The sequence below is a fragment of the Bacillus cereus group sp. BfR-BA-01309 genome, assembly GCF_022664315.1.
Classification (GTDB): domain Bacteria; phylum Bacillota; class Bacilli; order Bacillales; family Bacillaceae_G; genus Bacillus_A; species Bacillus_A mobilis.
Genome location: NZ_JAKUHE010000002.1, coordinates 641,288 through 659,377, shown reverse-complemented (window position 1 = coordinate 659,377; position 18,090 = coordinate 641,288). Strand labels below are relative to the sequence as shown.

Sequence of the window (18,090 nt, the reverse complement as noted above, 5' to 3'; positions counted from 1 at the left end):
TGGGAGAGCATGAAAGGGAAACTTATAGTAGTCGGCGGTGGCTTGGCTGGCTTAATGGCAACGATTAAAGCGGCGGAAGCAGGAGTAAATGTTGAACTGTTTTCTTTAGTACCAGTAAAACGTTCGCATTCTGTATGTGCCCAAGGTGGAATTAACGGTGCCGTAAATACGAAAGGTGAAGGGGATTCTCCATGGATCCACTTTGACGATACAATTTATGGTGGGGACTTCTTAGCGAACCAACCACCAGTTAAAGCAATGTGTGAAGCAGCACCTGGTATCATTCATTTAATGGACCGTATGGGTGTTATGTTCAACCGTACGGAAGAAGGACTTCTTGATTTCCGTCGTTTTGGTGGAACACAACATCACCGTACAGCATTTGCTGGTGCAACAACTGGACAGCAATTACTATACGCATTAGATGAGCAAGTACGTCGTCACGAAGTAGCAGGACTTGTAACGAAATACGAAGGTTGGGATTTCTTACGAGCTGTTGTGGATGACGAAGGTGTGTGCCGAGGAATCGTTGCACAAGACTTACAAACAATGGAGATTAAAAGTTTCCAAGCTGATGCCGTGATTATGGCAACAGGGGGCCCTGGTATCATCTTTGGAAAATCAACTAACTCTATTATTAATACAGGTACAGCAGCTTCTGCTGTATATCAACAAGGCGCATATTATGCAAACGGTGAGTTCATTCAAATTCATCCAACGGCAATTCCTGGAGACGATAAATTACGTCTTATGAGTGAATCTGCACGTGGTGAAGGTGGCCGTGTTTGGACATATAAAGATGGTAAACCATGGTACTTCCTAGAAGAAAAATATCCGGCTTACGGAAACCTTGTACCTCGTGATATTGCAACGCGTGAAATCTTTGATGTTTGCGTAGAGCAAAAACTAGGTATTAACGGTGAAAACATGGTGTACTTAGATCTTTCTCATAAAGATCCGAAAGAACTAGATATTAAACTTGGTGGAATTATTGAAATCTATGAGAAGTTTACAGGTGATGATCCTCGTAAACTACCAATGAAAATCTTCCCAGCAGTTCACTATTCAATGGGCGGACTATGGGTTGATTATAAGCAGATGACAAGTATTCCTGGTTTATTTGCAGCAGGTGAGTGTGATTATTCTATGCACGGTGGTAACCGCCTTGGTGCGAACTCACTATTATCAGCAATTTACGGTGGTATGGTAGCAGGACCGAACGCGATTGAGTATATGAAAGGTCTTTCTAAATCATCTGATGCTGTTTCATCTACTGTATATGAGCAAAATGAATTAATCGAAACAGAGAAATTTAACAATATTTTAACGCTTGATGGTAACGAAAATGCATATGTTCTTCATAAAGAGCTTGGAGAATGGATGACAGATAACGTTACAGTAGTTCGTGAAAATAAAAAGTTACTAGAAACTGATGCGAAAATTGAAGAGTTAATGGCGCGTTACAAACGCATTAACATTAACGATACAGCGAGATGGAGTAACCAAGGTGCTTCATTTACACGCCAACTTGCAAATATGTTTGAGTTAGCACGTGTCATTACAATTGGCGCATATAACCGTAATGAAAGCCGCGGAGCACATTACAAACCAGAATTCCCAAATCGTGATGATGCAAACTTCTTAAAAACTACGATGGCGAAATTTGAGGGAGAAGGAAAAGCACCAGCATTCCATTACGAAGAAGTGGATGTTTCATTAATTAAACCACGTAAACGTGACTATTCCTCAAAACATGATGTAGCTGCTAAGGGTGAAGAGAAGGGGGATAAGCAACATGTCTGAGAAAACAATCCGCCTCATCATTACGAGACAAGATGGACCAGATGCACAAGAGTTTGACCAAGAGTTTGAAATTCCATATCGTCCAAATATGAACATTATTTCGGCACTGATGGAAATTCGTCGTAATCCTGTTGATTCAAAAGGAAACCAGACGACTCCGATTGCATGGGATATGAACTGTTTAGAGGAAGTATGTGGCGCATGTTCGATGGTGATTAACGGAAAACCACGTCAATCATGTACAGCTCTTATTGATCAGTTAGAACAGCCAATTCGCTTAAAGCCGATGAAGACATTCCCAGTTGTACGTGACTTACAAGTTGATCGTAGTCGCATGTTTAACGCTCTAAAACGCGTTAAAGCTTGGATTCCAATTGATGGTACGTATGACTTAGGACCAGGACCAAGAATGCCTGAGAAGAAACGTCAATGGGCTTATGAGCTTTCAAAATGTATGACATGTGGTGTTTGTTTAGAGTCATGTCCAAACGTAAATAGTAAATCAGACTTTATTGGACCAGCACCGTTATCACAAGCTCGTTTATTCAACTCACATCCAACGGGTGAAATGCATAAAGCAGATCGCTTACGTGCAATTATGGGAGATGGAGGACTTGCAAACTGTGGTAACTCTCAAAACTGTGTGCAATCATGTCCAAAGGGTATTCCATTAACAACTTCAATTGCGGCATTAAACCGTGATACAACAATTCAATCGTTCAAAGATTTCTTTGGTAGCGATAATAACTATTAATAAATATTGCCTCTTCATGTTGAAGAGGCAATATTTATAACTTTATTTTTCTGTTTTTTCTGTTTATTCTAAGGCGAAAAGGAGAGGGAACAATGAAGAGAATTTCTTATATTGAAGACTTTGAGCAATGGGAAAGTGGTTTTTCATTTTATAATCCTGTAAAAGTTCGTTTTGGTGAAGTAGATATGTTTGGACATGTAAATAATGTCGTTGCCTTTACTTATTTTGAAGAAGCACGTATCGCATTGTTTAAAGAACTTGGATTTATGCAAGAATGGACGCATGCATCATCAGAAACGATGATCGTTGTTGCAGATTTACAATGCAATTTTATTAAGCAAATATATTTTGATGAACAGTTGAAAGTATATGTAAAAGCGGGATCGGTTGGGAATTCTTCTTTAGATTTGCATTATATGGTGAAGAATGCAGCAGGAGAAGTTTGTTTAGTTGGTCGTGGAATGATGGTTCAAGCATCGAAAAAAACGGGAAGAGGCGAACCGTGGCCTGAAGAGTGGAAGAAAAAATTACTACAATGATAGAGTGAAAGAAAAATAAGAGAGCAATTTGCTCTCTTATTTTTTGTCTTCCATCGCTTCTTCTAATGTTAAATGATGTTTATATATGTATGTAGCGTATGGATTGCCCACGTAGCGCAAATGCCACGGTTCGTATGCATATTCTGTTGTTTCTGTTTTATCTTCTAAATAACGAATGATAAAGCCAAATTCATGGGCATGTTTTGCAACCCATTTTCCTTCGGCTGTCTCTCCAAAAATAGGCTCTAATTGGAATTTAGCAGATTTTGAACTAATATCCATTGCTAAACCAGTTTGATGTTCACTTGTACCAGGAATGGCACTTACTGAATCAGCTTCAGCTTTTCCTTGGCGTCTAACGTATGTATCATGTAATGATTTTTGGCGTTTGTAGGAACGATAACCAGATACAGCTGTAAGTTCGAGTCCTTCTTTCTTTGCCGCTTCAAACATATTTTCAAGCGCATCTGCAGCATCTTTACGCAGCAATGTTTTTTCTTTATCTTTTGGACTAGTAAATGGTACGTTCGGTCTTGTTAAGTCTTCAGGTGTGTATCCGTCTGGTAGTTTTCGATGTTTATTAACTAAGACAAGATTAGACTCTGGATTTGTTACAACGGAAAAATCATTGTCTAGTTTTTTTGCATTATGATCAGCTTTTGGAAAAGCTGGAATCTCTTCTTTTTGGTGATTACTATGCTGTTGACTTTCGACAGCTTTCGCCTCATTTTGCAGTGGTGATTTAGAACCAAAGTAAGCGAAAGAAGTGATACCGATTACAATAGTAGTGGCAGAAATAATGATTATCTTTTTCATGATGCCTTGTAATCACAGTCCTTTCTTCATAAAATATGTATCGTTTTTTATTATAAGTCTAGTTTACTGAAAAAGAAATATAAGAGTCATAACGTAATAGAAATGCAAAGAAAATGTCAGAAAATGTGTGAAATTGTAGTATTTTTTCATTTAATTCATTTCTTATCTTTCATGAAATGAATTTTTTATGTAATATATATACATAAGAAGATGTAGCGATTATCGAGAATAAAGAACTTCTTGTATAGACTAGGAGTGAATGGGAATGGATTTTGCAACAATTATTGGACTTATTTTAGGATTTGTAGCAGTGGTAGTAGGGATGGTCGTCAAGGGCGCTGACGTAAATGCCTTATTGAATCCTGCCGCAGCATTAATTATTTTTATCGGTACATTTGCTGCAGTATGTATAGCATTTCCGATGAATCAACTAAAAAGGGTTCCAAAATTATTTAAAGTTCTTTTTGGTTCAAATAAAAAGGATTTAAGTTATGAACAGTTGCTAGAATTGTTTGTTCATTGGACATCAGAAAGTAGAAAATATGGTATTTTGTCTTTAGAGCAACAATTAGACAAAATTCAAGATGAATTTCTTTTGCGTGGTATGAAATTTGTGATTGATGGCGTATCCGCAGAAGATCTAGAGCAGATTTTAGAAGCTGAATTAGAAGCAATTGAAGAAAGGCATGCAAAAGGAGCAGCAATTTTTTCTCAAGCTGGTACATATGCACCGACATTAGGGGTTTTAGGTGCTGTTATTGGTCTTGTAGCTGCACTTGGCAATTTAACTGATATTGAAAAGTTAGGTCATGCTATTTCGGGTGCGTTTATTGCAACGATTTTTGGTATTTTTTCAGGCTATGTATTATGGCATCCATTTGCAAATAAATTAAAGCAAAAATCTGCAGCTGAATTAGAGAAAAAACGTTTAATTATTGATTGTTTATTAATGTTACAAGAGGGTACATATCCGTTTATTATGAAGAACCGCATTTTAGGTGCACTTTCTGCAACTGAGCGTAAAAAGCTTGAAAAAGGAGCAGAAAAAAATGCGGAGTAAAAAAAATAGAAGAGGCAAAAAGAAAAAACACGAAGAACATATCGATGAAACTTGGTTAATCCCTTATTCTGATATGTTAACGTTGTTATTTGCATTGTTTATCGTTTTATTCGCAATGAGTAGTATAGATGCTGCGAAGTTCAAACAGATGGCAGTAGCGTTTCGAAGCGAATTAGCAGGTGGAACAGGAAACAAAGAGTTTTTAAGTGATCAAAAGCCGAATGAAGAGAAAGAGTTATCGGCAAGTAGTCTTGAGACAGAACAAGCAAAAAAACAAGAAGAAGCTAGAGCGAAAGAAAAAAAAGAGATGGATGAATTGAAAGCATTACAAAAAAAGATTGATCAATATATTAATGAAAAACAATTATCCTCTTCTTTTCAAACTAAATTAACTGAAAAGGGATTAATGGTGACAATATTAGAGAATATACTGTTTGATTCGGGGAAAGCAGATGTGAAATTAGAATCTTTAGGGATTGCAAAAGAGATGTCTAGCTTACTTGTTTCAGCGTCACCTCGTGAAATTACAGTATCGGGTCATACGGATAATGTCCCTATTGCTAATGCGCAGTTTGCGTCAAACTGGGAATTAAGTACGCAGCGGGCAGTTAATTTTATGCAAGTATTACTGCAAAATAAAGAATTACAACCAGAAAAATTTAGTGCGATTGGTTACGGAGAATACCGTTCGATTGCTCCAAACGATACACAAGAAGGAAAGGCAAAGAATAGACGTGTGGAAGTATTTATCTTGCCTTTAACAGAGAAAGTAAAATAAAAGAGGATGGCGAATGCCATCCTCTTTTATTTTGCATCAAATGATTTTAAGTTGTCGCGACGGATTTTATCTTTTTCTGCATCTGATTTTTTGAAATCATAATCATATAAAGCGCCTTCCCAATCACCATACATCGGATTCGGGAAAATAATAAATTTCTCACCAAATTGTGCTTTTGAATCTGCGACTGCTTGATTTCGATCTTTTACAGATTTTCCATCAAAACCAGTGAAATCAGATAAGTTATCGCCGAAGAATAAGACGATATCATGTGTTTGCGAAACGAGTTCACGGCGTTTTTCTTTTCCTTTTTCTTTCGGATCTTGTAGTAATATATGTTCTTTCGTTGCTTGAGGAGCACCTACACGCCCAAGATTTTTAATTGTTGCATCTAGTTGGTTCGTTTTACGATTTGAGATGTAGTAAATATCTACACCTTTAGATTCTGTATATTTTAAGAAATCAATTGCGCCTGGAAGAGCTTCAGCTTCCGCCTTATTAATCCAGTCATCCCATTTGTAAGGATAGCCTTTTCCTGTCTTTACACTCATTGCTTGATGAGGACTGTTATCTAAAACAGTTTCATCTAAATCCAGTACGATAGCAGGTTTTTTCTCTGTCCCTTTTGCAAGAATTGCATCGAGCTTTAATTGACCGATATTGTATCCTTGGTAGTAAAGTGCTTTCGTCTCACCAGCTGTTTGATACCATAAATCAGCCATTAATTGCTGGTCTGTTAATTTTACCTTCTCTTCTTTCGCCACAGTTTTCTCTTGTGTTCCTGAACATGCTACAAGCGATGTAGATAGAACTGCTACAGATAATAAAGTGGTAATGCCCCTCTTCATCTTCATATGTATCCTCCTCGATGTTAGAAAATCAGTTAATATTATATATCGAAAAATAATATTTTTTGTATGAACATTTGCATATTGTCTTTTGTATATATAGTAGTATGTCCTATATTAGAAAGATGAGAAAAATGTTGGGAATCATTTTGACAAGTTTTATTGTCGAAATGACAATTATAATTGACAAATAACATGATATTATTTACAATTTTAACTAAATAGAACAAATGATGGATTAAGGCGGTGCTACATATTAAAAGGATGAAGCGTAGTGCTATATTTTATCCTACATAAACATAGTCTTTGAAAGAGAGTATGAATGATATTAAAGGGGAGGCTTTATACTTTGAGTTTACAAATTCAAAACTTAACGAAACTATTTGGGGAATCAAAAGCAGTTAACGGCTTGCAAATTTCGTTACCTAAAGGTGAAGTGCTAGGATTACTTGGGCGAAATGGTGCAGGGAAAACAACGACAATCAAAATGCTTCTCGGATTATTAACGCCTAATGAAGGATCTATTACATGGGATGGAAAATCATTTGGGACTAGTGGGGTAACAATTGGATATTTACCAGAAGAGAGAGGTTTATATACAAAAAGTAGAGTAATAGACCAGTTGCGATATTTTGGTAGATTAGAAGGAATGACGAAAAAAGAAGTAGATCTTGCTATTGATCACTGGTTAGATCGATTGGCAATACCAGAATATAAATTTAAAACGGCAGGAGAGCTTTCAAAAGGGAACCAGCAAAAAATCCAATTAATTGCTGCTCTTCTTCATAATCCTGAACTTCTCATTTTAGATGAACCGTTTAGCGGACTAGACCCAGTTAATGCTGGAATGTTAGCTAGCATTATTGAAGAACAAGTACAGAGCGGAAAGACCATTATTTTATCTAGTCATCGTATGGAACAAGTAGAGGCTTTTTGCCAACATGTATGTATTTTGAAAAAAGGCGAAGCAGTCGTAAAAGGCCAGTTAAGTGATATTAAAAAAGAATACGGTTTCCGTAATTTAACGATTGAAGATACAGAAGAGAATGAGAAGGGATTAGAAGCTATTCATGTATCGTATGAAAAACAACAAGGCCTTCTTTATGTGCAAGTACAAGATGATGCAGAAGCTCTAAAGATTTTACAACAGTTGCAAGAACAAGGTATTACCTTACGACAATTTAAAATGTTAGAGCCGACGTTAAACGAAATCTTTGTAGAGAGGGCGAAATAACGATGCGTAAATTTTCTCACGTATTTTCATTTTATTTTAGAGAAGCATTTTTATCTAAAAAGTCATTAATTACGAGTGCGATTTTATTTTTAGTTGTGTTTGGGCTTTTTGCATTTAATCATTTCACTGCTGATAACGATAAAGGAAAAGATAAAATTGCGGTAGTAACGGAAAGCGATACTTATAAAGTGCAAGAAAGTGATGTGAAAAAGTTACTTCCGTCTGCTAAAGTAACTGTAGAAAACAAGGATAAATTTAATGAGCTACGTAAGCAAGTGGAAGATGGGGAGTTAGACGGTTTATTCCATATTACAGAAAAGAATGGTATTCCAGAAGTGACGTATATGTATAGTGGTTTTCCAAGCCAATCAACGGCTACACTTATGGCAAGTTATTTAAAGGAACAGTATACAGCGGTAATGATTGAAAAAAATAATGTATCTGCAGAAGTAGCAAAACAGTTGCAAATGGAAATTCCGTTAAAACAAGAGGCAGTAAAGGATCATGCATCTTCCTTTGGAATTGGCTATGTTTTCTCGTTTGCTTTATATATGTTTATTATTGTGTTTGGAACTGCAATAGGGACGACGATAGCATCTGAAAAGTCATCTCGTGTTATGGAGTTAATGCTTCCGAAAGTAAAACCATTAACAATGCTACATGCCAAAATTTTAGCAATTGTTTCTAGTGCTTTACTATTACTAGTTATTGCTTCCTTCGGGTTTCTTGTACCATATTTATTAGGTTGGGTAGACTTAGAAAACGCATCTTTAATAGGACTTACACTAGACTTCTCTAAATTGGATGCGGTAGTAATTAGTATGTTCGTTGTATATTTTGTTACGGGCTACTTACTATATGCAATGCTATATGCAGCAGTTGGGGCTGTTGTATCAAAAATTGAGGATGTGCAATCTCTTTCGTTCCCAATTACAATGTTAGGTATAGCAGCATTTTTCATTAGTATTAAATCATTATTTGATCCTAATAGTACATTAGCTGTAGTTAGTTCATATATTCCATTCTTTACACCTATGGTTACATTTTCAAGACTTGTAGCTGGTGAAGCAGGCGCTGTAGAAATTGGTGTGACGTTAGTAATTTTATTGGTGACTATCGTTATCATCAATATGCTTGCAAGCCGCATTTACGTAAACGGTGTAATGAATTACTCAGATAAAGTGAAATTTAAAGATTTAGCGAAGTTTATAAAGCGTCAATAATGAGAGAAAAGTATGATTTCCTATTGGAATCATGCTTTTTCTTTATGTATAAATTAAAAATAGTATATAATAATAAGAGTCGTCTTTTAATAGAATGAATACAAAGGAGGGTGTGCAGATGGGGATTAGTAGTCGTTTTACAGTAGGTGTTCATATGTTAACGTTACTTGCGATAGATCGAAACTCTCGCTGTACCTCTGAATGGATTGCTGGTAGTGTGAATACAAATCCAGTTGTGATTCGTCGCATTACAGGAATGTTGAAGAGAGCAGGACTTGTTGATGTACAAGCTGGTAAAGGTGGTACGACACTTGCTCGTGATTTAGAAGAAATTACATTACTTGATGTATATAAAGCAGTGGAAGTTGTAGAAGAAGGACAGCTATTTTCCTTCCATGAAAATCCCAACATTGAATGTCCAGTAGGAGCTAATATTCAATCAGTATTAGAAATTATTTTAATGCAAGCGCAAGAAGCGATGGAAAACGTACTTGCAAATGTAACGGTAGATCAATTAGTTACAAACTTAAAGTCTAAAATGAAAGAGTAAAAAAGCGAGCAACCTCATAATGAGGGCTCGCCTTTTTTTATTCAGAAATATTGAAAATTCTATTTTTCAGTATTTAAAATAAATTTACCAACAATAGCTGCTACGATACCACCAAGAATTGGTGCAACGATGAATACCCATAGTTGAGAAAGTGCTTCTCCGCCAGCGAATAAAGCTGGTGCGATACTACGAGCTGGGTTAACAGAAGTTCCAGTTAACGGAATTCCTAATAAGTGAACTAAAACTAATGTGAAACCAATTACTAATCCTGCTAGAGAAGAGCTTCCTTTTTTACCTGTTACAGCAACGATAACTAAAATGAATACGAAAGTTAAAATGAATTCAACTAGAAATGCTCCAGATAAACCAAGAGTTCCAAAACCATTTTGTCCTAAATTATCTAAAGGTGTTTTAGCAGAGCGTAAAATCGTTACTAACGTTGCAGTTCCTAATAAACCACCTAAAATTTGAGCTAATACATAATAACAAAGTTCCATAGCGTTCATTCTTTTGTTGATGAACATAGCTACTGATACTGCTGGGTTAATGTGACATCCAGAAATTGTTCCGATGCTATATGCCATAGCCACAATAGATAGACCGAAAGCCATAGCGATTCCTAATGTTCCAATTCCTTCAATTCCGCCGCCAATGACAGCTACTCCAGTTCCGAATAATACAAGTACAAATGTACCAATAAATTCAGCGATTGCTTTTTTTAACATAATTTACCTCCTAATATTGCGCATGAAACGTATTATAACATAGGTTTTAGTATAAACAGCTAATGAAATACTATTCTGATAAGGCGAAATAGGGGGACAATAAAAAAGGAGTATGGTTCTTTGGGATAGAACCGTACTCCTTTTTATGCTGTTTTTTTCTGCTTAACGATTGGAACAGATCGATTTAAAACGCTATTTGCAACCATTCCTAACATAATAATAATCATTCCAAGCAGGGAAAGCCCACCAGGGAATGAACCATTCAAGAAAACAATTTCGCCAAGCACGGTAAAGACCATCGTTCCAGCTTGCGTTGCTTCAACAGCTCCAAGTAGGGCGAGGTTATCTTTTGCTAAGTCAGTAGCAAAGAAAAATGTCATCGTTGCAATTACGCCAGAACATAATGCTAACAAAAAGCCTTGCAGCATTTGGCTTGATGTTGGAATACCGGTAGTAGAAAATCCATATATACCAAGTAAAATTGTTATAGGAAGACTGCCTATTGCCATTCCTAATACGCGTTGGAACGTATCGAGACGGCCGCCAACAAGCTCCATCATTTTTCGGTTGCCGAATGGATATAAGAAAGCAGCCACTACGACAGGTAAAAATCCTGAAATAAACTGAGTCATTGTAATATGACCTGCTGCAGTCGCTTGCATACAAATTACACCAAGTAAAATAAATAATGCAACATATAAACTACGAAGTGGAATTTTTCCGCGTACAAGTTTTGTTCCTGATTTCGTTTCTATTTTAACGAAGAACAATGGCGATAAAAGTAATCCTGCTAATATCGTAACTTGCCAAGTTCCAGCAACGAGCCACGCTGGAGAAAAGACAGCTGCAAAACTTAATAAAGAATAGAATCCAATACCAGCAACAGAACCCCATCCGATCCACGCTAATGGATGTTTCTTTAATTCTTCCCATAACCCCCTTAAGTTTTTGCGAAATAAAACGATAAGGAATAAAATAGGGAGAGCGAATAAAAAACGGAAGGAAGCTGTCCAAGCCCAGCTCGTTCCAGATACATTCATCGCTCTATTAATAATAAAGGTTGCGGAAAAAAAGGCTGATGATAAAAGGCCTAATAAAATTGCGCGCATGAAGTATAGCACTCCTTTCGGAAATTGATGATTATGTATAGTATGATATACTTAAAATTAATAAAAGTAAACTATTTTATACTTTAAGGTGGTTTTATAGATGAAAGAACATGAAGATATGCAAACGAAAGAGGTCATTCAGCAAGTAGGTCAGTTATTAAGACAAATTCGAAATGAACAAAAATTAAGTTTAGAAGAATTAGCCCAAAAAACAGGAGTTAGTAAATTAACATTAGGAAAGATTGAAAGAGGAGAAACGAATCCGACGTTAGCTGTCATTTGGAAAATAACGAAGGGGTTATCGATTCCTTTATCGAGATTGATGGTTGTTGGAGAACCTGTAGCTGTTGCGCGCTGCGGAGAAGGATTTGCAGTAGATGTGGGACAAGCATGGCATTTAGAAACGATGTTCCGTTATACGAAAGAAACAGGAATGGAAATGCATCGTGCTTGTTTAAGGGCAAATAGTATATATGAACCAGAAGCTCATCATGAAGGTGCTATTGAGCTTGTAACGGTAATGAAAGGGAAAGTATCGATTCAAGTGGAAAACGATGTATACGAATTGAATGAGTTTGACTCGATTCAATTTGAAGCGAACAAAAAACATAGTTATAGAAATGAAGAAGATGAAGTTGCAGTATTGCATTTAACGATGAAATATTCTTCATAAAAAAATCACCTATAGAATTCTATAGGTGATTTTTTATATTTAGATTAAGTATATGCAGGATGCCACTAGTACGAACGTGGCATAAGTAATAAACAAATAAAATAAACTAAAAAACCAGTCCCAAAACATAAAACAGCAATGACCCAAAGTATGCGAATGAGGGTAGAGTTAATATCAAAATATTCCCCTAAACCACCGCATATACCAAATAGCATTTTATCAGTTTCGGATTTACATAACCTTTTTGACATCTTCCAATCCACTCCTTTTTTAGCAAGCTATATACTTCTATTCTATATGGAAATTTATGAGAAGACTATGCGGTTGTATTACAATTTTTTTAGGAAACAGTCGTATTAATTGTCTTAATTTTCAGTTGATATTAAAATTATAGTAAAAGGTATGAGATAACTTTTAATAAAGGGTGGGGGAATAGAGATGACAGTATATTGGTTGACTAATGTAATGCTTGAATCAGGGTATACATATGAAGAGGGGAGAATTTCCCAAACAGAAACAGAGTTATGTAGTTTACTCATTGAAGATGGACGAATTAAAAGTATAATAGCAGGGGCTGCTCAAGAGGAAGGGGTATCAATTTTTGATGCCAATCGTTTATTGATTTTGCCTGCTTTCGAAGAGATGCATATTCACATTGATAAAACCTATTATGGTGGCCCTTGGAAAGCATGTATGCCAGCAGAGAATATTTTCACACGTTTTAATGAAGAAGAAAAAATTTTGCCGAAGCAATTAGCAACTGCTCAAGATAGGGCGGAAAATATGTTAGCGTTATTGCTTCGAAATGGTGCAACGAATATAAGAACGCATTGTAATGTTGATCCGATTATTGGACTTGGTAATTTGGAGGCGACGTTAGCGGCGTTGGAAACATATAAAAATCAGGTTTTTGGTAGAATTGTTGCTTTTCCGCAACATGGATTATTGCGCAGTAATTCTGTGCAACTTGTGAAAGATGCGATGCGTATGGGTGCGAATCTAGTCGGTGGAGTAGATCCAGCTACAGTGGATAATGATATTGAAAAATCATTACATACTATTATGGATATCGCAGTAGAATTTAATGCGGATGTTGATATTCATCTGCATGATGCGAATAATCTTGGAACGTTTACGATGAAGAGATTAGCAAGTCTAACTGAAGAAGCGGGATGGCAAGGCCGCGTAACAATTAGTCATGCGCTTGGACTTGGTGGTGTTACGGATAAAGAAGCTGAAGAAGTGGCGGAAAGACTAGCTGCTTTAAACATTGATATTACTTCAACGGTGCCAATTGGGAAACAAGTAATCCCAATTCCGTTATTAGATAAAAAAGGTGTGAAAGTTTCATTAGGAAATGATAGTATTACTGATCATTGGTCACCGTTTGGAACGGGTGATATGCTGCAAAAGGCAAATCGATTAGCGGAACGTTTTGGATGGAGTGATGAAAGGTCTTTAGGAAAAGCCCTTCGCTTTATTACGGGAGGAAAGGAAACGTTAAACGATGAAGGGAAGCGAGCATGGCCGAATGTAGGAGATGAAGCGAGTTTTGTTTTGACGAATGCAACATGTACTGCTGAAGCGATAGCACGTCAAACAGAGAAGCGTTTCGTTGTACATAAAGGAAATATTGTTGTTGGTAGTTTAAATGAGGTGGAATTAAATAATCTTGTGTAAAAGAATCGTTTAAATGTTTTGAGGAGGGTTCTAATTGTGAGTGTAGAACTCTTCTTTTTTGTGTTTACAATATATTTCTTATAGGTTAGCTAGGAAGGATGAAAAAATTGGACAATCAACATAATCAAAATCATATTATGGGAACTTTGCAATGGTTTATATTTTTATTAGCGAATTCAATCGCATTACCAATTGTCGTTGGCGGATTATTTCATCTTACGACGGAAGAAATATTTTATTTAATGCAGCGTACATTCTTTGTAGTTGGTATATCTTCTTTTTTACAAGGGTGGCTTGGACATAGACTACCAATTGCGGATGGACCAGCTGGATCTTGGGTTGGAGTATTTACCGTACTTGCTTACGCAACGGCCGGACAAGATCAATTACATAGTACGTTGCAAATTTTAGAATTAGGAATGATAATTTCCGGTGTTATTTTAATAGGATTAGGAGTAACTGGTTTTATAGGACGTATTTTATTTTTATTTACGCCGCTTGTGACAGGGACGTTTTTACTTTTATTATGTTTACAATTAAGCGGTGTATTCCTAAAAGGGATGCTAGGAATTACTGCTATTGTTTCTCAAATCGATGGATTTACAGCGATAATTGCATTTAGCATATTTCTTTTCGTTATTATACTATCTAACTTCGGAAAAGGTTTTGTCAAAAGTTATGCGGTTTTAATCGGATTAATTAGTGGGTGGATTCTTTTTCTAATTGCAGGAAAAGTGACGATTCCATCTCAAGTAACTCATTTTGTGCAACTTCCACAAATATTTGCTTGGGGACTTCCAAAGTGGAATACAGGTATGGCTGTATCGAGTTTCGTTATGGTATGTATTTTAGTTTCTAATACAGTGGCAGCTATTATAGCAATTAATCAAGCTACCATTCAAAAAGGGACTATTGAACAGAAACAGTTGAAGGATGGAACGTGGGTTGGAGGGATTTCGCATATCATTTCTTCTGTATTTTCAACTGTAGGTGTCGTGCCATTACCAGCAACGGCAGGGTTTATACGTTTAACGAAACAAAAATATATACGATCGTTCTTACTAGCATGTATGTTACTAGTCGTAATGTCGCTGTTTCCGAGTATTATTCGTTACTTAGCATCATTGCCATCCGCTGTCGCGTCTGCGGTTTTAATGGCTTCGTTCGTACAGCTAATTGGAATTGGATTTCATAATATAAAACAAGTGCCGATGAGCGAAAGGAATGTAACGATTTTAGGAGTTGCTGTATTATTTGGAAGCGGTGTTATGTTTTTACCGTCTGGAGCACTTCAATCATTGCCGTCTGTTATGCAATATATATTCGGAAATGGTTTATTCGTAGGTACTGTTGTCAGCATATTACTAGAACAAATATGGCGTACAGAAAAATGAGTGGATACAAACAGTGAACGCACTGTATAAAAGTCTAAAATAACATGTGAAATAAAGCCCATTTTCATTCACCACCTGCACATTTCGTTCATACAATATCTTGACTAAATAAACACCCAACTTACACATACACGGCTCTGGCTTAAGCAAGGAGGGTTATACCAGTTGAAGGAAAAAGCGTATCAATCTAAACCGTTACTCACAAAGAGAGAGAGAGAAGTATTTGAATTACTGGTTCAAGATAAAACAACGAAGGAAATTGCAGGTGAACTTTTTATCAGTGAAAAAACAGTACGCAACCACATCTCAAACGCAATGCAAAAGCTAGGAGTTAAAGGACGTTCACAAGCAGTTGTTGAGCTTCTTCGCATGGGAGAGCTCGAACTATAAAAAGAAAGCCGACTTTTAAATGAAGAGTCGGCTATTTTTCTGTCTGTTTCTTGTTCTATAAGAATGATAAGAACACTCTATACATAAATAGGTAGTAAGGAGGGGATATGTTGAAAAGGATATTGTTAGTTTCAACAAGCGCTCATGATATGAATGGACACCCGACTGGTTTGTGGCTGGAAGAGCTCGCAGCTCCTTATAATGTATTTAAAAAGGCTAATTTCGATGTTGATATTGTGTCGATAAAGGGTGGTAGAGTACCTATTGATAGAGTGTCGATTCCGAACGGGATACCTCGTGAGTTTAAGCATGTTGCCTCTTTATTGCAAAATACGAAGCCGATCTCAAAGGTTCATTTTTCGGATTATGATGCAGTTTTATTTGGTGGTGGGCACGGGGCAATTGTAGATTTTCCAGGTAATCCGTATGTTGCAAATTTAATTGAGAATATGTACAACAATAACAGGATTGTAGCAGCTGTTTGTCACGGAGTAAGTTCTTTAGTCGGTGTGAAAAATAAGGACGGATCGTTTTTTGTTGCTGGTAAGCGTATAACAGGTTATACGAATGATGAGGAAAAAGCTGTACATTTAGAAAAGCGAGTGCCGTTTTTATTAGAAAGTAAATTGAAAGAAGAAGGGGCTTTTTTTTATGTTGCTCCAAAATTCACGCCACATGTCGTAGTAGATGGGCGTTTAATTACAGGACAAAATCCGCAGTCTAGTATGGAAATAGGGAAAGCTATAAGAAGAGCTGTAAATAAAGTATAGAAAAAGTGCTCGTTACTCATAAAGGTAGCGGGCATTTTTTCTATAGTATAAATGACTCCTTAAACTAAAAAGATGTATTGCGTATAGTGACTTCATTTATAATTAATCGTGAATTTGCTATACTATTTTGTATGGACAAAAGGGGAGGCTCTTTTAATGAGAAAAGTTGCGTGTGCAAACACTTATATTAATAAAATAAAGCCCGTTATTAGAAAAACGAGTTTTAGTCAATTGAAAATAGATGAAATTGCGAAATATATGGATATTAGTAAAGCTACTTTATATAAACGTTTTTCTTCAAAAGATGAGATTATTGAAGCTGTGGTAGAAGATTTTATGAACTACCTTCTTGAAGGAGATGCGGATAATCAAGATGAAAGTATGTCTTTTGCAGAACGTTTCCAAAAGACGTTTATCCACTCTTTAAAATGTGTGACATATATTTCTGATGTCTTTTTACAAGATTTGAAAGAGGCATATCCGCACTTATCTGATCAGTTAGTCGCTGCACAACAAAATCGTAATCATAATTTGCAAATGTTTTTTGAAGTGGGTATGGAACAAGGCTACTTTAATAAAATGAACGCACAATTATTTATGGTGCAAGATGACGTGATGTTAAGACGTATTATAGATCATTCTTTTTGTATTCAGTATGATATTACGTTAAAAAAAGCGATACTTGATTTTTATCAATTGAAGAAGTATCAACTGTTTAAACCAGAGTATATAGAAGCGATTGATGATTCTGAAGTTGAAAAAGAAGTTATTGCTATTTTGCAAATGATTTCGTAAAAAAGCAGGTTTTCCTATGATAATGGAAAACCTGCTTTTTTTATTACATGTTATTTTTTACGTGTTGTAATACTAATTCAGCTACTGGGCCACCTGAGGCTGGATTTTGACCAGTGATAACACGATTATCTTCTACAGCGTAAGCTTCCCAAGGCTGCGCAGCTTTTTCGTAAAGCCCTCCATTTTTAATGAGTTCATCTTCTGTTAAAAATGGAACGAATTGATCTAATTCAGCTAGCTTTTCTTCTTCATTTGAAAATCCTGTTACTTTTTTACCACTAATCAAACGTTCCCCATTACTTAATGTGATATGAAATAAACCAGCAGCCCCGTGACAAACGGAGGAAACAATTCCGCCATTTTCATAAATGTTGCGGCTAATCATTTGAAGTTCTTTATTTTCTGGGAAGTCCCAAATTACACCGTGACCGCCTGCGTAATAAATCGCAGCGTAGTCTTCTGGATTTACTTTACTCGGCTTCATTGTAGAACCAAGACGATTCATAAATTCTTTCTTTTGATACCATTCCCAATCGATGCTCTCCGCCATTGCTAAACTATGCGGATCAATCGGTGTATAGCCGCCTTGTGGGCTAACATAATCTACTTCGTAACCAGCGTCTTCTACCTTTTTAACGAAATGGACAGCTTCACCAAGCCAAAGACCAGTAGCTCGATTTAAATTTGGATATTTTTCTACGCTCGTTAATACGACTAACATTTTTTTCTTCATCATAATCCTCCTGTAATGTTTCTTCTATATAAAAGTTCTTTATTTATTTGGTTTTATTAAGTTAGAAATTGCAAACTTGAATAAACATGTCAGTCCTCCTTATATCGGATTCGAAATTAGTGTATAACAATTTTTATACAAAGTAAACTAAAAACACTTAATTAGTTTACTTTGTATATTTTTCGTTGACAAACTGTAATGCTGAAATTATGATAG

20 protein-coding genes are annotated in these 18,090 nt (G+C 36.2%); 14 read left to right on the top strand and 6 right to left on the bottom strand.

The genetic code is table 11. From position 1 onward, the window contains the following. The first annotated feature begins 9 nt into the window (after positions 1-9). From sdhA to MR115_RS07050, 3 genes are all read left to right on the top strand, one after another. Entirely contained in the window at positions 10-1,803 is a 1,794-nt protein-coding gene (gene sdhA / locus MR115_RS07060) for a succinate dehydrogenase flavoprotein subunit (RefSeq protein WP_061677094.1), read from the top strand. Beyond that, entirely contained in the window at positions 1,796-2,557 is a 762-nt protein-coding gene (sdhB, locus tag MR115_RS07055; RefSeq protein WP_001291830.1) for a succinate dehydrogenase iron-sulfur subunit, read from the top strand. Before sdhA ends, sdhB begins: the two co-directional genes overlap by 8 nt. A 92-nt stretch (positions 2,558-2,649) precedes the next feature. After that, entirely contained in the window at positions 2,650-3,096 is a 447-nt protein-coding gene (locus tag MR115_RS07050; protein WP_000822734.1) for an acyl-CoA thioesterase, read from the top strand. 36 nt (positions 3,097-3,132) lie between these two features. On the opposite strand, the gene MR115_RS07045 is transcribed toward MR115_RS07050, so the two are convergent. Further along, positions 3,133-3,912 (bottom strand): M15 family metallopeptidase, encoded by a 780-nt coding sequence (locus MR115_RS07045; protein ID WP_242240597.1) that lies wholly within the window; start codon positions 3,910-3,912, stop codon positions 3,133-3,135. 265 nt (positions 3,913-4,177) lie between these two features. On the opposite strand from MR115_RS07045, the gene motA reads away from it, so the two are divergent. Together motA and motB are read left to right on the top strand one after the other, a co-directional pair. Continuing rightward, positions 4,178-4,972, top strand: coding sequence for a flagellar motor stator protein MotA (gene motA, locus MR115_RS07040; RefSeq protein WP_076540523.1), 795 nt, complete (start codon positions 4,178-4,180; stop codon positions 4,970-4,972). Further along, positions 4,962-5,750, top strand: coding sequence for a flagellar motor protein MotB (gene motB / locus MR115_RS07035; RefSeq protein ID WP_242240595.1), 789 nt, complete (start codon positions 4,962-4,964; stop codon positions 5,748-5,750). Before motA ends, motB begins: the two co-directional genes overlap by 11 nt. 26 nt (positions 5,751-5,776) lie before the next feature. Here the strand turns inward: motB and MR115_RS07030 are convergent, their stop codons facing one another. Beyond that, positions 5,777-6,604 carry a 5'-nucleotidase, lipoprotein e(P4) family gene (locus MR115_RS07030; protein ID WP_242240593.1) on the bottom strand — a complete coding sequence of 276 codons (828 nt, stop codon included), beginning with the start codon at positions 6,602-6,604 and terminating at the stop codon, positions 5,777-5,779. 343 nt (positions 6,605-6,947) lie between these two features. Between MR115_RS07030 and MR115_RS07025 the strand changes: the two genes are divergently transcribed. From MR115_RS07025 to MR115_RS07015, 3 genes are all read left to right on the top strand, one after another. Continuing rightward, the gene (locus MR115_RS07025; protein ID WP_063261304.1) at positions 6,948-7,832 is read left to right on the top strand and encodes an ABC transporter ATP-binding protein; all 885 of its coding nucleotides are present in this window, start codon (positions 6,948-6,950) and stop codon (positions 7,830-7,832) included. Positions 7,833-7,834: 2 nt separating this feature from the next. After that, the gene (locus MR115_RS07020; RefSeq protein ID WP_242240591.1) at positions 7,835-9,055 is read left to right on the top strand and encodes an ABC transporter permease; all 1,221 of its coding nucleotides are present in this window, start codon (positions 7,835-7,837) and stop codon (positions 9,053-9,055) included. A 118-nt stretch (positions 9,056-9,173) separates the two neighbouring features. Next, positions 9,174-9,605, top strand: a complete 432-nt coding sequence (locus MR115_RS07015; protein WP_000512998.1) for an Rrf2 family transcriptional regulator — start codon at positions 9,174-9,176, stop codon at positions 9,603-9,605. Positions 9,606-9,664: 59 nt separating this feature from the next. On the opposite strand, the gene MR115_RS07010 is transcribed toward MR115_RS07015, so the two are convergent. Together MR115_RS07010 and MR115_RS07005 are read right to left on the bottom strand one after the other, a co-directional pair. Then, positions 9,665-10,330 (bottom strand): MIP/aquaporin family protein, encoded by a 666-nt coding sequence (locus tag MR115_RS07010; protein ID WP_000913204.1) that lies wholly within the window; start codon positions 10,328-10,330, stop codon positions 9,665-9,667. A 143-nt stretch (positions 10,331-10,473) separates the two neighbouring features. Beyond that, positions 10,474-11,439 (bottom strand): DMT family transporter, encoded by a 966-nt coding sequence (locus MR115_RS07005; RefSeq protein WP_242240589.1) that lies wholly within the window; start codon positions 11,437-11,439, stop codon positions 10,474-10,476. 100 nt (positions 11,440-11,539) lie between these two features. Here MR115_RS07005 and MR115_RS07000 point away from each other — a divergent pair, with 100 nt between their 5' ends. Beyond that, positions 11,540-12,112, top strand: a complete 573-nt coding sequence (locus tag MR115_RS07000) for a helix-turn-helix domain-containing protein (protein WP_063261301.1) — start codon at positions 11,540-11,542, stop codon at positions 12,110-12,112. 65 nt (positions 12,113-12,177) lie between these two features. Here MR115_RS07000 and MR115_RS06995 read toward each other — a convergent pair whose 3' ends face one another. Further along, a complete protein-coding gene (locus MR115_RS06995) occupies positions 12,178-12,363 on the bottom strand; it encodes a PspC domain-containing protein (RefSeq protein WP_242240587.1) in 186 nt (61 codons plus the stop codon). Between the two features lie 187 nt (positions 12,364-12,550). On the opposite strand from MR115_RS06995, the gene MR115_RS06990 reads away from it, so the two are divergent. The 5 genes from MR115_RS06990 to MR115_RS06970 all read left to right on the top strand — a co-directional run bounded on the left by MR115_RS06990 (position 12,551) and on the right by MR115_RS06970 (position 17,141). After that, positions 12,551-13,792: an amidohydrolase family protein gene (locus MR115_RS06990; RefSeq protein ID WP_242240585.1), complete on the top strand. Its 1,242-nt coding sequence runs from the start codon at positions 12,551-12,553 to the stop codon at positions 13,790-13,792. A 98-nt stretch (positions 13,793-13,890) separates the two neighbouring features. After that, on the top strand, positions 13,891-15,186 hold the full coding sequence (locus tag MR115_RS06985; protein ID WP_242240583.1) for a purine/pyrimidine permease: 1,296 nt from the start codon (positions 13,891-13,893) through the stop codon (positions 15,184-15,186). A 165-nt stretch (positions 15,187-15,351) separates the two neighbouring features. Further along, complete coding sequence (gene gerE, locus MR115_RS06980; RefSeq protein WP_000659484.1) at positions 15,352-15,576, top strand: spore germination transcription factor GerE; 225 nt, start codon at positions 15,352-15,354, stop codon at positions 15,574-15,576. 107 nt (positions 15,577-15,683) lie between these two features. Continuing rightward, the gene (locus MR115_RS06975) at positions 15,684-16,346 is read left to right on the top strand and encodes a type 1 glutamine amidotransferase domain-containing protein (RefSeq protein WP_242240581.1); all 663 of its coding nucleotides are present in this window, start codon (positions 15,684-15,686) and stop codon (positions 16,344-16,346) included. A gap of 156 nt (positions 16,347-16,502) precedes the next feature. Further along, positions 16,503-17,141 (top strand): TetR/AcrR family transcriptional regulator, encoded by a 639-nt coding sequence (locus MR115_RS06970; RefSeq protein ID WP_242240579.1) that lies wholly within the window; start codon positions 16,503-16,505, stop codon positions 17,139-17,141. Between the two features lie 43 nt (positions 17,142-17,184). Here MR115_RS06970 and MR115_RS06965 read toward each other — a convergent pair whose 3' ends face one another. Further along, positions 17,185-17,874 (bottom strand): type 1 glutamine amidotransferase domain-containing protein, encoded by a 690-nt coding sequence (locus MR115_RS06965; protein WP_242240577.1) that lies wholly within the window; start codon positions 17,872-17,874, stop codon positions 17,185-17,187. Between the last annotated feature and the right edge of the window lie 216 nt (positions 17,875-18,090).

Bases quoted from the DNA above. Each gene is read 5' to 3' on its own strand.
- sdhA (WP_061677094.1), top strand. From the start codon at position 10: ATGAAAGGGAAACTTATAGTAGTCGGCGGTGGCTTGGCTGGCTTAATG.
- sdhB (WP_001291830.1), top strand. From the start codon at position 1,796: ATGTCTGAGAAAACAATCCGCCTCATCATTACGAGACAAGATGGACCA.
- MR115_RS07050 (WP_000822734.1), top strand. From the start codon at position 2,650: ATGAAGAGAATTTCTTATATTGAAGACTTTGAGCAATGGGAAAGTGGT.
- MR115_RS07045 (WP_242240597.1), bottom strand. From the start codon at position 3,912: ATGAAAAAGATAATCATTATTTCTGCCACTACTATTGTAATCGGTATC.
- motA (WP_076540523.1), top strand. From the start codon at position 4,178: ATGGATTTTGCAACAATTATTGGACTTATTTTAGGATTTGTAGCAGTG.
- motB (WP_242240595.1), top strand. From the start codon at position 4,962: ATGCGGAGTAAAAAAAATAGAAGAGGCAAAAAGAAAAAACACGAAGAA.
- MR115_RS07030 (WP_242240593.1), bottom strand. From the start codon at position 6,604: ATGAAGATGAAGAGGGGCATTACCACTTTATTATCTGTAGCAGTTCTA.
- MR115_RS07020 (WP_242240591.1), top strand. From the start codon at position 7,835: ATGCGTAAATTTTCTCACGTATTTTCATTTTATTTTAGAGAAGCATTT.
- MR115_RS07015 (WP_000512998.1), top strand. From the start codon at position 9,174: ATGGGGATTAGTAGTCGTTTTACAGTAGGTGTTCATATGTTAACGTTA.
- MR115_RS07010 (WP_000913204.1), bottom strand. From the start codon at position 10,330: ATGTTAAAAAAAGCAATCGCTGAATTTATTGGTACATTTGTACTTGTA.
- MR115_RS07005 (WP_242240589.1), bottom strand. From the start codon at position 11,439: ATGCGCGCAATTTTATTAGGCCTTTTATCATCAGCCTTTTTTTCCGCA.
- MR115_RS07000 (WP_063261301.1), top strand. From the start codon at position 11,540: ATGAAAGAACATGAAGATATGCAAACGAAAGAGGTCATTCAGCAAGTA.
- MR115_RS06995 (WP_242240587.1), bottom strand. From the start codon at position 12,363: ATGTCAAAAAGGTTATGTAAATCCGAAACTGATAAAATGCTATTTGGT.
- MR115_RS06990 (WP_242240585.1), top strand. From the start codon at position 12,551: ATGACAGTATATTGGTTGACTAATGTAATGCTTGAATCAGGGTATACA.
- MR115_RS06985 (WP_242240583.1), top strand. From the start codon at position 13,891: ATGAAAAAATTGGACAATCAACATAATCAAAATCATATTATGGGAACT.
- MR115_RS06975 (WP_242240581.1), top strand. From the start codon at position 15,684: ATGTTGAAAAGGATATTGTTAGTTTCAACAAGCGCTCATGATATGAAT.
- MR115_RS06970 (WP_242240579.1), top strand. From the start codon at position 16,503: ATGAGAAAAGTTGCGTGTGCAAACACTTATATTAATAAAATAAAGCCC.
- MR115_RS06965 (WP_242240577.1), bottom strand. From the start codon at position 17,874: ATGAAGAAAAAAATGTTAGTCGTATTAACGAGCGTAGAAAAATATCCA.